The following is a 15,491-nucleotide window of genomic DNA, read 5'->3' on the forward strand; positions in this document are numbered from 1 at the left end:
CAATTAAAATATATCGCCAAAACTAGTGTTTTGGCGTCTTAATCCCTAGTATCAGCTTCTACTTTTTCTTAAACCGACTTAAATGTTCTAAAACATCTTTTAAATAATGAAAGTTTGGCTCTTCATCAATTGCGCGATTCGTTAAATCTAAATGCTGGTACTGACCACTGGCCCCAACTTCCAGAATGCTATCTTTAGTAATCATGGCATAAGCAGAATAGCTCGAACTGATCAGCCAATCTCTACTTCGTGCATTCGACTCAAACAAATCCTGACCAGTGGAATAATCACCAGTAGGAACATCCCCCCCCCCTAGATAATGTTTAATCAGTGTTGGGGCAACATCTTCATGCGTCGATACATTTCCAGTCGCCATAAAGTGTTCAGTCGTCATTTTAGGCGCAATTATCGCGAACGGTACGTGAGTCTGGGCAGGGGTGAAGTTGCTATTATGCCCCCAATAATTCAGCTTATTATCATTAAACTCTTGCCCGTGATCACCTGTGATGACGACCACTGTATTATCTAGCTCCCCAGACATTTTAATAGCATCAAGCACCTTCTTCGATAAGCTATCAACAAAATGCACACTCGTTTTGTAGCGATTTAGGAAAGGAACAGGATCCGTATCATTATTAAGTGCAAGGTAATTTACATCACTAAGCATTGGTTCATATCGCTCTTTGTAGTCGACAGGGAAGTCATAACCATGAGGAGCATCATAAAAAAGAAAAGAGAAAGTGGGCCTTGATGCGTCTCTACTCTCATACCACTTCAACCAATCTTCAGTCAGATCACTGTCTCTTTCTGATGGAGAGCTACCTTCAGACCTCAGCCTCAAGTCTTGAATTTTAGAAAAAACAGTACGATTAAACTCCGGGTCCATCAAAGAAGCCGATGCAAATGCACCAATTTGATAATTCAACTCCTGCAACCTGTCCATGAATACTGGTGAGCGACCATTACTAAGCATATTCTGCCAATACGTACCAGGCATACCATAAAACAGCCCAAATATTCCGGTCCTGGTAGAATTGCCAGTAGACATATGATGGTCATAAACAACGCCATTTTGCGCAAACGACCACAGATTTGGCGTATTATCAGCATTAAATGTGTCGTACCTCCATGAATCTATCACTAAAAAAATAATGTCTACTGGTTTATAAACATCAGAATATTTAAGCTCAGATAGTGGATAATGCAAATCACTACTTACTTTAATAGACATTGCTCTTTGTTTCGCAATTGCCTCCTCATCTACCCATCCATATTTTTGCATTAAACTATTAGAAGTGGCGGGATGAAATACAGGCAAATAATTTTTAACAATCATTATTGGCTGATACGCATTTGCAGCAGCCCAGATATGAATAAAATTAGAGGTTAGGAAAGAAAAAACAAAAAGAGTAACCAAGCCTTTTTTTCTATATTTTTTCCCCCTTTTTATTCGACCACTCAAATATAATACAAGCAAAGTCTCTATCAAAAACACACCAACAAAAGATAAGACACTGACAAGCCAAGTCATCATTGAAAAATCAACAACATCTCCGGACAAAACCAGCTTTAAAACCACTTCATTGATATGAAATCGATACTGTGAGAATACAAAAGTATCAACAACCAGAGTAGATAGAGCCAACGTTGCTAAAAGGCTAAGGCCTATAAAGTAAACAGGCCTAGGCAAAAATGTAATAACAAACCCGATCAATCCAATCAATCCACCTAAAAGAGCGAGATGACTAATCAGGCTAGAAATGATAAAGACTGGACCTAAAACCCCACTTGGGAATTCAGGCATAAAATAAAAATATCGGGTAGAAATACCAATAGAAAGAAAAATATTTACAATCAAAAAATCTGAGTAGACAGATAGCTTATTTTTATAATTCATTTGCTAACCTTAAAAACTTGAAAGGATTAAGAATCCACACCAAACAAATCACGTGTGTACACCTTCGACTCAACATCTAAAACATCGTCCGTCATTCTGTTCGCGACAATGACGTCTGATATTTTTTTAAATTCATCAAGATTCTTAATCACTTTCGAGTTGAAGAAAAGATCCTCGGAGAGAGCTGGTTCATACACAACCACTTCGACACCCTTGGCTTTGATGCGCTTCATCACCCCCTGAATAGCGGAGGCTCTAAAGTTATCCGACCCGACTTTCATCACAAGGCGGAAAATACCCACAACTTTGGGATTGTTTTTCAAAATCGATTCTGCAACAAAGTCTTTACGGGTAGCATTAGCGTCAACAATGGCACGTACTAAGTTATTTGGAACCTTATCGTAGTTTGCTAGCAGCTGTTTGGTATCTTTAGGTAAGCAGTAGCCACCATAGCCAAAAGAGGGGTTGTTATAATGATTACCAATGCGTGGGTCTAGTCCCACTCCTTCGATAATTTGACGACTGTTCAGGTGATGGGATTCAGCATAACTGTCCAACTCATTAAAAAACGCAACTCGCATCGCGAGATAGGTATTCGCAAACAGTTTGATTGCTTCCGCCTCAGTAGAGCCTGTTAATAGCACATCAATATTCGTTTTCTCCGCCCCCTGCACCAATAAATCAGCAAACACTTGAGCACGATCAGAAACCTCGCCCACAATAATGCGAGACGGGTATAAATTGTCGTGCAGGGCTTTGCCTTCACGTAAAAATTCAGGTGAAAATAAAAGATTATTCGTTGAAAAGCGCTCGCTTGCTGACTGAGTAAAGCCAACCGGAACGGTCGATTTCACGATCATCACCGCATTAGGGTTGATGCGAATAACATCTTGAATAACGGATTCTACATGGCTGGTATTGAAATAATTGGTCTGCGGATCGTAATCGGTAGGCGTTGCAATGATAACAAAATCCGCACCAACGTAGGCCTCTTCTTTGTCCAAGGTAGCAACAAAATCAAGCTCTTCTTCGGCGAGATAACGCTCGATATCATGATCTTCAATAGGCGACTGCTTGTTATTTAGCATCGTCACTTTGGCAGCAACAATATCCAGCGCAACAACGTGATTGTGCTTAGCCAATAACAAAGCGTTTGAAATACCAACGTACCCGGTTCCAGCTACCGCGATTTTCATTCAGTCTTGTCCTTTATTTTAAAGATAGATATCGAATTCAAAAGACGCTATTTTACAGCTTGCATCATAATTAAAAATGCCTAATCGTGCTTTTTTTATGAATTGCATTAAGAAAGACAGCAAACAGTGAACACCTCAGCTAATCTTAATAAAAAACAAGGAGTTCCATATGAAATTTGAATTGGTCGATCGTCAAGGCTACATCCCTGATCTGAACTATGGCACCTCAGGCCAAGAACTTTCCTGCTTTATTCCCAGCGACTACCCTTTCCAACAAGTCAGCTATAACAATGGCGAAGGCCAGGCAATCATCGACAAACACACGTGGCATTTTTTCTTCACACAAGAAGGAATAGGCATTCAACTAATTGATGGCATTGTGTCTTCAAAAGAGGCAGAACACTTACTCCTCGCCATTAAATCGCATATATGGGGAGACTCTCATCAACAAGTACAAATATTCATAGCAGGCTCAACCCCCAAATAGCAGCTTGGCAACCGTTACAATTAGCCCCTAATATTATCAACAGGGGCTAATTTAACGACACTAAGACTCGGCCATCGCACGCATCATTCGCTTCGACCACTGACTCCATGATCCTACATAGACTCGTTTCGCTTCAATCCCCGCATAATTTAGCGCCAATACATTATGGCAAGCGGTTATACCAGAGCCGCAGTAATACACATACGCATCACCTTCCTCTGTCAGCCAGTCTTGCCACTCAACATGCAATTGCTCGGCCGGTTTAAAGCTTCCATCCGCATCAAGGTTGTCTAAAAATGGGCGATTAATCGCTCCTGGTATATGGCCGGCGATCGGGTCTATGTTCTCGTTTTCACCGTTAAAACGATCTGACGCTCGAGCGTCCACCAATTGAAATTGATTGGTCTCAAAATTTTCAACAACAACTTGCTCACTGATCGCCCAAGGAAACGAAACCTCTATTTTATCTTGCGTTGCCACTCCCACATTCGGCTCAGTCGACACATCCTTGCCTTCGCGCACCCAAGCAGGAAAACCACCATCCAACACGCGTACGTTGATCGACTGCTGGCACAGCATCCACCATGCGCGCGCTGCAATCGCGCCACCCATATCATCATACACAATCACTTGAGTGTCAGAATTGATTCCCCAAGTCTGTAACTGGCGAGCAAAAATCGCTTCATCAGGCAATGGATGACGCCCTGTCACCTCCGTTTCCACTGCAGCCAGTTCATGGTGAACATCCACAAAAATGGCCCCAGGAATGTGGCCAATATTGTATTCAGACTTACCTTTGGCGTGATCTGTTAAATAAAATCGACAATCTAAAACAACCACATTCGAAAGCCCAAGCAATGCGGCCAGTTCGTTTGTATTTATTAGCGTTTTTAATAGCACAGGCTTTCCTCAGACAATCATTAAGAATAATAAAATAGGCGCACTCTGTTTCGTTAAAATCTACTTTGATTATTCAATTTTTGCTAACATCCGCGACAATTACTTCATTGCCGAGTTTCTTATGTTACGTATTGACCTAATCCTCACAGAGCAAGGCCTAGCCAAATCACGCTCTCAAGCTCAAACCTTTATCAGTGAAGGGCGCGTCAGCTACAAACAAGATCAGCAATGGATAACCGTCACCAAACCGAGCCTGAAACTGTCACCAGACACAGAACTCCACGTTGAGATAAGTGACACAGACAAATATGTCTCTCGTGGCGCGCTGAAACTTGAAGGCGCTTTAGACTACACCAAGCTCGACATTCGTGGTTTTCATGTACTAGATATCGGCCAATCTACCGGAGGCTTTAGCGATTGCGTCCTTCAACATGGCGCTGCTCACGTGGTAGGCGTAGAAGTCGGACATGGCCAACTGGACCCTCGCTTACGAAACAACCCAAACATCACCTGTTTAGAAGGTATAAATGCTCGTCACCTTTGCGCCGAAGACCTGCATCAACACCTACCAAAAAGCGGCTTTGACCTCGCGGTTATGGATGTGTCGTTTATTTCACAGACTAAAATATTGCCCCAACTCCCCAATTTACTCAGGGATACTGGGCATTTAATCACACTCGTTAAGCCGCAGTTTGAAGTGGGAAAAGAGTTTATTGGCAAGGGAGGTATAGTCAAAGACAAGCAACGCATCGAAACGCTGTCCAAGGACATGCAAGCGTTTGTGAAAACGTTAGGATTTGAAGTGAAGTGTTATATAGACAGCCCAATAAAGGGCGGTGATGGCAATCAAGAGTTTTTGCTTTGGGCAATCAAACAACAAGCTTAAGCGATCACAACCTAAATAATTTCATCATATTGATGGAGGCTATTTGGCAAAATATCGCGTGCCTCCTTCTCTTCCAGTTCATGAATGTAATTTCGTGCCATATAAAAGCCCAAACTACCGAAAATAACCGAGCCCACAGCCTGACCAAACAAGATCCCTTCCGCCCCCATAAAAAGGGAGAAAAAAGTAATCAATGGCCAGGTTCCCAGCGTCGCACGTCCAAAGTTCAACAACGTACTATTTAATGGCTTACCTAAATTGTTAAACACCGCGATCGCAATAAACAAAAGGCTCTGAAAGAAAAAGCTGAACGACACAAAAGTCGCGAAAAAACGAATCAAATCCGCACTGCCTTGCGTGGCATGAAAGACATCCACCAACCAGTCTTGAATTTGATACAGGAAAAAACACAATATCAAACAATAACCCAGAGCATAGACCACAGCGCTACTGATCGCGCTGTACATCCTATCAAAGCGCCCGGCGCCATAATTTTGCCCTAATATTGGCCCAACGGCCCCAGACAAAGCAAAAATACCACCAAACACAACCGGTATTACACGACCAATCACGGCCACCGCCGCAACGGCATCATCACCAAAAGAAGAAGTATGCTCCATGACAATCGCATTCGCTAATGGAGACGACATATTCGTTAGCATTGCCGGAACCGCAATGACAGAAATCGATTTAGCGTCTTCAAAAAAATCCATCAGGTCAAACTCACCCAACATTTTATGAATATGCACAACGCCATAATAAGACACTGCGACCATGGAAAATCGCGCAATCAAAGAAGCAATGGCCGCACCTTGCACGCCCAACCCGAAAGCAAAAATAAAAATAGGATCCAAAACCGCATTAACCAAACCACCCACCATGGTGGCGTACATTGCGCGACGAGCATCTCCCAACGCGCGCATGATCCCAGAGCCGATCATACCAATCATCACCGCAGGCATGCCCACTACCAAGATCTGTAAATACCCAGTCGCCAAATCCAGCGTTCTACCCGTTGCCCCGATATATAAGAGGATATGAGGAATATTTGGCCACAAAAACCACACCACCGCCGTGGAAAAAAACACACCAAACGCCAAGACATTGACGGCTCGGCGCTTCGCTAATTCAATTTGCCCTTCACCCACCGCCCGCGACACTAACGCCGTGGCCGCAATCGATACCGCAATACTTAGCGATATCGTAAAAAACATTATTGTACTTGCAAACCCAACAGCAGCAACCGCTTCTTTCTCGCCCAACATAGACAGAAAAAGCATATCGACCAGATCGACCAAAAACATACACATTAGGCCAAACGCCCCGGTAGCAGACATGCTAACGACATGTTTGAACGTGGAACCTTGTGTCAGTTTTGCCGGAGCAGGCATTCTTATCCCCTAAAAGTGTCGCATTTGCGCAAAAAACATAAAAAAACCAGACACATTGCTGTGGTCTGGTTTTTCATTTTCTCATGTATGGCGTTGCGAGAAAACGCTTACTTTACGCCTGGGTCATAGACGCATCAGTGAAGATGATTATTTCCTCGATTAAAGACGATTTTTTCCACATCTGTGAAGCGTTCTGCGAAATGCACGGTCATGCCCTCTTTCACTGATTCTGGCAATTCTTCAAAGTCACGACGGTTAGGCTCCGGCAAAATAACTTCACTAATTTTACTGCGCTTCGCGGCAATGATTTTCTCACGAATACCACCAACAGCAAGCACTTGCCCTGTCAAAGTCAGCTCACCGGTCATCGCCAAACCTCGACGAACCGGTTCGCCTTTGGCCAAAGACAGCAATGCCGTCGCCATAGAAATACCCGCACTTGGTCCGTCTTTAGGTGTTGCCCCTTCTGGCACATGCAAATGCACCAAACTTTTATCGAAAAACTCTGGAGCCTTTTGATAACTCTTCGTATGTGAAAAAACATAAGAATACGCGATCTCTGCAGACTCTTTCATCACATCACCCAACTTACCCGTCAGCTTCAAGCCGCGAGTCAACTCATGCACTTTATTGGCTTCAATTGGCAAGGTCGCCCCACCCATTGATGTCCATGCCAAACCTGTCACCACACCAACGCCCTGCAATGTTTTCTCAGGTCGGAAATACGGCATGCCCAATAAGGTTTCGACGTCTTTCACGCCAACATTGATGTGCTCTTTTTCGCCAGTCATTAACTCAACAACACTCTTGCGCAAGACTTTTTGCAATAGTTTATCCAATCCACGAACGCCCGCTTCCCGAGCATAATGTTCGATGATATGTCGCAACGCCGCATCAGTAATATTCAGCTGCTTCTTCAACAGCTTATTTTTCTTGAGTAATTTAGGCCATAAATGCTGCTTAGCAATCGCTAATTTTTCATCGCCGATGTAACCGGATAGGCGAATCACATCCATACGATCCAATAAAGGTGATGGTATTGTGTCCAGCTGATTGGCCGTACAAATAAACAGCGCCTTAGACAAATCGATACGCATGTCCAAATAATGGTCTAAAAACTCAACATTTTGTTCTGGGTCAAGCGCTTCCAGTAACGACGACGCTGGATCGCCTTGGAAAGATGAGCCAATTTTATCGATTTCATCCAGCATGATAACTGGATTTTCAACTTCCACGTCTTTTAAAGCCTGCACAAATTTACCCGGTAAAGCTCCGATATAAGTGCGACGATGACCTTTTATTTCCGCTTCGTCACGCATACCACCCAGGCTAAAACGGTAGAATTTACGGTTTAGAGATTCAGCAATGGATTTACCAATCGACGTTTTACCCACACCAGGCGGCCCGACCAAAAGCAAAATGCTGCCTCCCATTTCGCCACGGTGCGCCCCCAATGCCAAAAACTCAACAATCCGATCTTTAATATCACCAAGACCGGCATGGTGTGATTCCAAAACATCACGTGCCAGTTTTATGTCTAGATTGTCTTTTGAATGCACGCCCCAAGGTAAAGCCGTCGCCCAATCCAAATAATTACGAGTAACGCCGTATTCAGGAGAACCGGTTTCTAAAATACTCAGTTTATGCAGCTCTTCATGGATCTTATTTTCCACCGCTTTTGGCAAGGTTTTCCCTGACAGCCTTGCTTCGAATGTCTCCACATCGGAAGTGCGATCATCTTTGGAAATCCCCAACTCTTTTTGGATGATTTTTAACTGTTCTTTAAGAAAGAAATCACGTTGATGCTTGCTAATTTTGTCGTTAACTTCTGCACTGATTTCATTTTGTAATCGCGCAATTTCCAACTCTTTTCTAAGAAGCGTCAATGCCAAGTTCATCCGAGCATGAATAGGAATTGTCGCTAATACATCGTAAAGCTCCTCGGCATCGGCAGAGGTGATAGACGCTGCGAAATCCGCCAACAGCCCAGACTCATTAAAGGAAAAACGCCCCAGATACTGTTTTAAATCTTCACTAAATAACGGGTTTAAACGAATCAACTGTTTGATGGCATCCAATATTGCGATCGAATAAGCCTTTGACTCATCGTCGTTGGATTTCACATCATTGATATAGCGAACTCGTGCCAAATAAGGCGCGTCTTCGCTCAACCACTCAACCACTTCAAAACGCTTTACGCCCTGAGCCAAAAACGTCAATTTATCGTTCTGTTTTTCAGCTTTATGTACTCTCGCAACACAGCCAATAGAACGAAACTCATCAACAGAAGGGGCTTTTTTCGCTTTTTTATCCGCGTAAACCAATCCAACAGCCGCCTGTGGGTGCTCTGCAATTCTTTCTAAGGTGTCTTCCCACTGATCCGCATCCACCATGACTGGCTGCACTTGTGCAGGGAAAAAAGGGCGACTCGAAATCGGTAAAATAAACAAAGTGTCAGGCAACACATCATCAGGCAATGCCAAGCCTTTAGGGTCACTGATCACAACCTCGTCATCTTCTTCCATGATTTCATGCTCAGTTTGCTCATCTAAGTATTGTTCGTCATTACTCATAATCAACATCTCAAAAATCGGTATATTTATTAAAACAGCACAAGCTAAAAAATGAATGCTGTTAATGGAACGGAATACTCTCTATGTAATGACGATCTGAACGAAAACAACACTCTGTTTTGTTTTCCCAAATACTTACTCACTTTAAAGGCAAAACTTAACCTAGTAGACAGGATTAGTTATTTGGTCAATTCCGACTTAGTGCTATTATAAGACGCATCATTAAGACACAAACGCTTAGTTCATATCCCCGTAGAGTTTAAAAAAGGAAAGGCCAATGACTCGTGACGAACTCCTAACCGCTTACCAAGACATCCATGTGGTAAAGCACCCTTTCGTAAAACATAAGCTGACCAGCCTTCGAGACAAAAACACCAGCACACGTGAATTTAGAATGTTGGTTGAAGAGCTTGGTACTCTCATTGGTTATGAAGCCACACAAGATCTAGAAACCGTTGACGTTGAAATTGAAACACCTCTAGAAAAAGCCATGTGCCCCGTCCTAAAAGGCAAAAAACTGTGTATCGTTACCATCATGAGAGCAGGTAACGGACTGGCCGAAGGCGTCTTAAAACTGTCTCCTAGCGCCCGAGTTGGTCATGTTGGTCTATACCGCGACCCAGAAACAAAGCAACCGGTTGAATACTATTTGAAAATGCCTCACTCAGTAGAGGAGCGGACCATTATTGTCGTCGATCCAATGCTAGCCACGGGGAACTCCGCCATCATGGCCATAGAAAAGATGAAAGAAATGGGCGCAACAGACATTCGTTTCATTTGCCTATTCGCCGCACCTGAAGGCATCCAAGCGTTTAAAGAAGCGCATCCAGACGTTGCTATGTATATTGGCTCGATTGACCGTGGTCTAGACGACCATGCGTATATTCGTCCAGGCGTAGGTGATGCTGGCGACCGTATTTACGGTACTCGCTGATCCTCCTCTTCAAAAGCTCACAACAAAAAACGCCCTACTGTTTCAGCAGGGCGTTTTTTGTCGTTTCGTTAACACTGCAAAAATACAAACAGCTCTATTTTCTAGCTTTTTAACGCTAAAAAAGCCCCCGCACTGGCCATAATGCCACCAGCTGTTTTGTTTAACGATTTCATAGAACGTTCCGACTTCATCAATCGTCTTGCTTGAGAAGCCCCAATGGAAATAATAGTCAAACCAAGAAACAACGCAATGAACGCTAGAAAAGACGCCAAAATGATGTCAGCACCACTCAATACGGTCAAATCCATAAAGGTCGGTAAAAAAGCCACATAGAACAAAATGACTTTGGGGTTGGAAGCTGAAATCATAAAGCCCTGGATAAAGCTGGCTATTTCACCTTTCGAGCCACCTTCACTTTCAAGTGACGAGTCTGCAACGGGAGAAAACCACATTTTCCACCCCAAATACATCAGATAAGCAGCACCAGCATATCGAATGACCAAAAACGCGGTTTCCCATGTTGACGCAATCGCCGCCAAGCCATAACACGCCATCACTAAGTAAATGATGTCACTCAACACCATGCCCAAGCTCAAAGACACGCACGCTCGCACACCTTTTGTCATACTTCGTGCCAATATGGCAAACACACCAGGACCAGGTGTAATGCTAAAAATAAAAATGGCGAGAAAAAACGTAATTCCACTTTCTAATGTCATAACCAGCCCTCATGCCTTCTATGAATTACCCAACCACGCCGCAACCTGCGAGAACCATTCGCGTGATGAATTGCTTTGCCTCATCATAATCGCTTTCTTCTAGCTCGTCTTTTTGCAGCATAATTTTTACTTGCGCGTCAAAGTCTGCGTACGTTTGCGTCATAGCCCAAATACTAATAAACAGATGCTCAGTGGAAACTGGCTGAATAAGCCCCTCTTCCACCCACTGTTGTATTGTCGATTTTTCGCGACTCAGCTCCGTCACAAAGTAGCGTCTAAGATACTCGAGAACGAACGCTTCTTCACCAATTAATGCCATAGCAAAAATCTTAGAAGCATTTTTATTTGCTCTAGACTGGTCTACCTTCTCACTAATGTATCGTGTCAGATTCTGTTTTGGCCCTTCTGACACCGTAAACTCACTAACAGAATCCAACCATAACCTTAGAATTCGTTCCAACACCGCTTCAAGAAGGTCTTTCTTAGAGCGATAATAATAATGCACATTCGCCTTCGGCAATCCTGCTTCGTCGGCAATCATCTGAGTCGTGGTCTTTGCCAACCCTTGTCGCGCAAACACGCGTTCTGAGGTTTCAAGAATAAGAGCTTGATTTTGCGCTCTGATGTGCGCTTTTAACTGATCTTTTGGTCGTTTAACGTCGGACAAAGGTTTAGCCTCGCTGATCGAATATTTACTAAAAGGGGAAAACGTCAATGCCGACTTACCATCCTGAACGGCACAACAAAAGAATAACATTCTTTGTAATTGCCACGAAGGTATAAGCAAAATTTGCATAAAAAAAGGGAGCCGAAGCTCCCCATTTCCCCTCGCAGCAGAGACGTTCGTGACTATAGGCATTCGTCACTAGGCTAACTGCTACACCACGTTGGCGCTGTGATTAAGATACCAAATACACATTGGCTATCTCAATGTTCTTAATGGACGGTGTCACCCATCACAAGCCACTGGATTCAGTGACTCAAAACCGCGTCTATCGATCAACCTCATCGAAATGGTCTGCCAATAAACACGGCTTTATAAAAAAGTATGACACTGATTATAGACAGCTGTAATCACAGTGCAATAGATCAAAGCAAAAAAACTTGACCGATCGATCAATTAATTTGAAATTTTACACATTCTTGGGCTGCAAAGACTTAGAAACGCGATTTCGGCCTTTTTTCTTCGACTGATATAATGCTTCATCGGCTCTTTTAAGGACCGAATCCGGAGACTCCGCGAGCGCCGCAAAAGCAACACCAATACTCACCGTTACATTCACATCCACATCCCGCTTCTTTTTGGGATCAAACACTTCAACCAAGGTTTCCTCAATACTTTCACGAACCAGTTCCAATGCTTTTTCCGACTCAGCAAGATGCTTCCCTCGAAACACCACTGTAAATTCTTCACCGCCATATCGAAAGGCGCGCCCCGGATAAGCAAACAGTTTCAATTGGGATGCCACCGTTTTCAGCACCTTATCCCCCATATCATGGCCGTAGGTATCATTAAATTTCTTAAAATGATCCACATCCACCATGGCAATAGCGTACTGATTAGGCAAACCAACCAACTGTTCATTTAATGCCCGCCGACCTGGCAATCGGGTCATATCATCCAGATAAGCCATACGATGGCTTTCCATCAATAAAAACCAAATCCACAACAAAAATTGAGCAGACAACAATGCATCAAATTGGGTATCAGAGGACACAAAATGGCTGATGATTAACAAGCAAATAATGCTGATCAACCCACTCGCCCTGAACGTATCGCCGCTCAGCCACCAAGCAGCACCTATGGCTGTGGTACTTAGACACAATACACACCAAAGCAAAACAGTAGACCAGGTGAACGAACTGTGAAAAAAGGCATAATCCAAAAACGAAAATGAGACCCAGCGGCGTTCAATGGCATAACACCAACAAACCAACATAACGACGAACAAAATACGATTGACCGCAAAACGATTAAAAAAGCCGCGCTCGGGAATAAAACCCAGTAAAGCAATACAAAAGCATGAGACCACTAAATACGCTGTCAACGAGGCGTCTTGATCAGAGTCACCATACAATTTAGGGATCAATAACAGCAACACTAGAATCAGCACTCGGCCTTTATTGAAGTGCCAAGCCAATAAAATAGCGACGCCAGCCAAAATAAGAGGAAGTAACGGTAAAATACTAAACCAGAGCGGTGGCAGCAGCCCCACATACAAACTAGCATAAACACTAACAAGTAAAATGCAGCACGGAACCAACAGTGAACCTAAACGTTCAGACATAAAAAAATAAAACCCATCGAATCATTCGATTAAATACGATCAATATATTGCCCCGAAAACGATTCAATTTCATTAATAATAGTAGGAAATCTAATTTGAGGAAAAAACGATGGGATTACTGATAGATGGCCAATGGGCAGACCAGTGGTACGACACTAAAGCCAGCCAAGGCAAGTTCATTCGCAGCGAGTCCGCTTTTCGCAACTGGATCTACCCTGAAGGCGAATACGACGCACACAACCCAACACACTTTCCGGCACAAACAGGTCGTTATCACTTATACGTTTCCCTTGCCTGCCCATGGGCTCACAGGGCACTGATTTTTATCAAGCTCAAACAGCTAGAAGACATTATCAGCATCAGTTGCGTACACCCAGACATGCTTGAAAATGGCTGGGAATTCAAACAAGACCCAGACTTTATTGACCCCAACATTCACATAGAAGACCCACTGCATCAATTTGATTATGCGCATCAACTTTATACAAAAGCCAACCCAGATTACAGCGGCAGAGTCACGGTCCCCATTTTATGGGATAAAGAGCGCAGCACCATTGTTTCTAACGAGTCATCGGAAATTATTCGTATATTTAATCGCGCTTTCAATGACATCACCCATAACACGCTGAACTTTTACCCTGCCGAAAAAGCGGATCAAATAGATCAAATTAATGACCGCATTTACAACACCCTGAACAATGGCGTGTATAAATGTGGTTTTGCTACGACCCAACAAGCCTACGAAGAAGCGCTCGTTCCACTTTTTGATACGCTCGACTTTTTGGAAGAACAACTATCCACCAATAGCTATCTAGTTGGTGAAGAACAAACCGAAGCCGATTGGAGGCTATTCACCACACTGATTCGCTTTGATGCCGTTTACTTCGGGCATTTTAAATGCAATATGAAACGCATTTTGGATTACCCCAAACTCAATGCGTATTTAAAACGCTTGTACCATTGGCCGAACATTGCAAGCACAGTCAACTTACAACACATAAAACGCCACTATTATTTTAGCCACAAAAACATCAACCCAACGCAAGTGGTTCCCATTGGACCTGCGAGCCTTTTTGTCTGACGTCTTTACAACAAGAAGAGGAATTAAGGCAAATTAAAGAAGCCTAAGCTAAAGTCTATTAAAGTTGAGCCTTTTTAAGGATAATAGGCTCACTTTCGTATCGACTTCTTTTCCTTGGAAGCATTATCTGAATAGATAATCATAACGAGGATATAAACGTTTGAGACTTGTGGTTACTTATGAACAAAAAAATTCTTTGGATCGTTTCTTTTGCCCTCTTGTTCATATTGTGGATAAAAGCAGGTCCATTCAAAAGCCCTTCAGAAGACGCCTCCTCTGATGACAGAGTGACAGAATTAAATGAAGATTCTGGAGAAGCCACGCCGGACGAAAAAAGCTACTTTAAGTCACATCCAGTAAAAACAAAGAGCCCTGATTTCTCGGCTATAACCGATATTAAAGAACGTAAAAAAGCGTTTTTTGAGTTTTTAACCCCATTTGTTAACGAAAAAAACACCCTGATTTTAAAAGATCGTGAACGTTTAACGGCTTTACTCAACAGCAATAAGAAGCTGTCTACGAAAAACAAAAAGTGGGTCAGCACACTTCGCCAAAACCACAAACTTGAAAAACTGGACAACTACACAAAAGACGACTTAATCGCTTTATTGAACCGACTTGATATCATTCCGGCTTCGCTGGTACTGGCTCAAGCGGCCAATGAATCGGCTTGGGGAACCTCACGCTTTGCCACCAAAGGTAACAACTTTTTTGGTCAATGGTGCTTTAGAAAAGGCTGCGGCCTGGTCCCTGAATCTCGAAACGAAGATGCCGATCATGAAGTACGAAAGTTTAATGATGCCCGAGAATCTGTGTTTGCCTATATCGACAACTTAAACACCAACGGCGCCTACAAAAAACTCCGAGCAGCGCGCGCACAATTGAGAAAAGACAAAGAAGTGATTACCGGTCTTGCCTTGGTTCATGGATTGGAACATTACTCGCAACGAGGTCAAGCCTACGTTGACGAGATAGAAGGTCTGATTAACTACAATAAACTTTGGCGGTTCAACCGCACGCAATCAAAGCCTGAGTAAAAGTAGCGCTTTCCCTATTCTTTTTTGTCTAAATTTCAATGTATTGTTGCGAAATTACCTTAATGCGGGGTGGCTAAGCGCCACCCCCTTCATTACAATACC

General features: G+C 43.2%; 13 protein-coding genes. 5 read left to right on the forward strand and 8 right to left on the reverse strand.

What is annotated here, in order from left to right; all coding sequences use genetic code 11:
• Positions 1 to 58 precede the first annotated feature (58 nt).
• Entirely contained in the window at positions 59 to 1,897 is a 1,839-nt protein-coding gene (locus AABA11_RS12470) for a DUF3413 domain-containing protein (RefSeq protein ID WP_338268405.1), read from the reverse strand.
• Positions 1,898 to 1,923: 26 nt separating this feature from the next.
• Positions 1,924 to 3,093 carry a nucleotide sugar dehydrogenase gene (locus AABA11_RS12475; RefSeq protein ID WP_265730123.1) on the reverse strand — a complete coding sequence of 390 codons (1,170 nt, stop codon included), beginning with the start codon at positions 3,091 to 3,093 and terminating at the stop codon, positions 1,924 to 1,926.
• A 169-nt stretch (positions 3,094 to 3,262) separates the two neighbouring features.
• Here AABA11_RS12475 and AABA11_RS12480 point away from each other — a divergent pair, with 169 nt between their 5' ends.
• Positions 3,263 to 3,580: a hypothetical protein gene (locus AABA11_RS12480; RefSeq protein ID WP_265730122.1), complete on the forward strand. Its 318-nt coding sequence runs from the start codon at positions 3,263 to 3,265 to the stop codon at positions 3,578 to 3,580.
• Between the two features lie 60 nt (positions 3,581 to 3,640).
• Here AABA11_RS12480 and AABA11_RS12485 read toward each other — a convergent pair whose 3' ends face one another.
• Complete coding sequence (locus AABA11_RS12485) at positions 3,641 to 4,480, reverse strand: sulfurtransferase (RefSeq protein ID WP_338268409.1); 840 nt, start codon at positions 4,478 to 4,480, stop codon at positions 3,641 to 3,643.
• Positions 4,481 to 4,601: 121 nt separating this feature from the next.
• Here AABA11_RS12485 and AABA11_RS12490 point away from each other — a divergent pair, with 121 nt between their 5' ends.
• Complete coding sequence (locus tag AABA11_RS12490) at positions 4,602 to 5,366, forward strand: TlyA family RNA methyltransferase (protein ID WP_338268412.1); 765 nt, start codon at positions 4,602 to 4,604, stop codon at positions 5,364 to 5,366.
• An 11-nt stretch (positions 5,367 to 5,377) separates the two neighbouring features.
• Here the strand turns inward: AABA11_RS12490 and AABA11_RS12495 are convergent, their stop codons facing one another.
• Positions 5,378 to 6,757: an MATE family efflux transporter gene (locus tag AABA11_RS12495; RefSeq protein WP_338268414.1), complete on the reverse strand. Its 1,380-nt coding sequence runs from the start codon at positions 6,755 to 6,757 to the stop codon at positions 5,378 to 5,380.
• A gap of 134 nt (positions 6,758 to 6,891) precedes the next feature.
• Positions 6,892 to 9,330 (reverse strand): endopeptidase La, encoded by a 2,439-nt coding sequence (lon, locus tag AABA11_RS12500; protein ID WP_338268416.1) that lies wholly within the window; start codon positions 9,328 to 9,330, stop codon positions 6,892 to 6,894.
• 277 nt (positions 9,331 to 9,607) lie between these two features.
• On the opposite strand from lon, the gene upp reads away from it, so the two are divergent.
• Positions 9,608 to 10,264, forward strand: coding sequence for a uracil phosphoribosyltransferase (gene upp, locus AABA11_RS12505; protein WP_265730118.1), 657 nt, complete (start codon positions 9,608 to 9,610; stop codon positions 10,262 to 10,264).
• Between the two features lie 101 nt (positions 10,265 to 10,365).
• Here upp and AABA11_RS12510 read toward each other — a convergent pair whose 3' ends face one another.
• The 3 genes from AABA11_RS12510 to AABA11_RS12520 form a co-directional block, all read right to left on the reverse strand.
• A complete protein-coding gene (locus tag AABA11_RS12510) occupies positions 10,366 to 10,983 on the reverse strand; it encodes a LysE family translocator (RefSeq protein ID WP_338268419.1) in 618 nt (205 codons plus the stop codon).
• Between the two features lie 25 nt (positions 10,984 to 11,008).
• Positions 11,009 to 11,740: a TetR/AcrR family transcriptional regulator gene (locus tag AABA11_RS12515; RefSeq protein ID WP_338268422.1), complete on the reverse strand. Its 732-nt coding sequence runs from the start codon at positions 11,738 to 11,740 to the stop codon at positions 11,009 to 11,011.
• Between the two features lie 376 nt (positions 11,741 to 12,116).
• Complete coding sequence (locus AABA11_RS12520) at positions 12,117 to 13,271, reverse strand: GGDEF domain-containing protein (RefSeq protein WP_338268423.1); 1,155 nt, start codon at positions 13,269 to 13,271, stop codon at positions 12,117 to 12,119.
• A 109-nt stretch (positions 13,272 to 13,380) separates the two neighbouring features.
• Between AABA11_RS12520 and AABA11_RS12525 the strand changes: the two genes are divergently transcribed.
• Positions 13,381 to 14,352, forward strand: coding sequence for a glutathione S-transferase family protein (locus AABA11_RS12525; RefSeq protein ID WP_338268426.1), 972 nt, complete (start codon positions 13,381 to 13,383; stop codon positions 14,350 to 14,352).
• Between the two features lie 179 nt (positions 14,353 to 14,531).
• Positions 14,532 to 15,389, forward strand: a complete 858-nt coding sequence (locus tag AABA11_RS12530) for a glucosaminidase domain-containing protein (RefSeq protein ID WP_338268428.1) — start codon at positions 14,532 to 14,534, stop codon at positions 15,387 to 15,389.
• Positions 15,390 to 15,491: the final 102 nt, after the last annotated feature.

This window comes from Marinomonas pontica, assembly GCF_036322735.1.
Taxonomy (GTDB): domain Bacteria; phylum Pseudomonadota; class Gammaproteobacteria; order Pseudomonadales; family Marinomonadaceae; genus Marinomonas; species Marinomonas pontica.

Coding starts and splice junctions, on each gene's coding strand:
- AABA11_RS12495 (WP_338268414.1), bottom strand. CDS start 6,757: ATGCCTGCTCCGGCAAAACTGACACAAGGTTCCACGTTCAAACATGTC.
- AABA11_RS12510 (WP_338268419.1), bottom strand. CDS start 10,983: ATGACATTAGAAAGTGGAATTACGTTTTTTCTCGCCATTTTTATTTTT.
- AABA11_RS12475 (WP_265730123.1), bottom strand. CDS start 3,093: ATGAAAATCGCGGTAGCTGGAACCGGGTACGTTGGTATTTCAAACGCT.
- AABA11_RS12480 (WP_265730122.1), top strand. CDS start 3,263: ATGAAATTTGAATTGGTCGATCGTCAAGGCTACATCCCTGATCTGAAC.
- upp (WP_265730118.1), top strand. CDS start 9,608: ATGACTCGTGACGAACTCCTAACCGCTTACCAAGACATCCATGTGGTA.
- AABA11_RS12520 (WP_338268423.1), bottom strand. CDS start 13,271: ATGTCTGAACGTTTAGGTTCACTGTTGGTTCCGTGCTGCATTTTACTT.
- AABA11_RS12470 (WP_338268405.1), bottom strand. CDS start 1,897: ATGAATTATAAAAATAAGCTATCTGTCTACTCAGATTTTTTGATTGTA.
- AABA11_RS12530 (WP_338268428.1), top strand. CDS start 14,532: ATGAACAAAAAAATTCTTTGGATCGTTTCTTTTGCCCTCTTGTTCATA.
- lon (WP_338268416.1), bottom strand. CDS start 9,330: ATGAGTAATGACGAACAATACTTAGATGAGCAAACTGAGCATGAAATC.
- AABA11_RS12525 (WP_338268426.1), top strand. CDS start 13,381: ATGGGATTACTGATAGATGGCCAATGGGCAGACCAGTGGTACGACACT.
- AABA11_RS12515 (WP_338268422.1), bottom strand. CDS start 11,740: ATGTTATTCTTTTGTTGTGCCGTTCAGGATGGTAAGTCGGCATTGACG.
- AABA11_RS12490 (WP_338268412.1), top strand. CDS start 4,602: ATGTTACGTATTGACCTAATCCTCACAGAGCAAGGCCTAGCCAAATCA.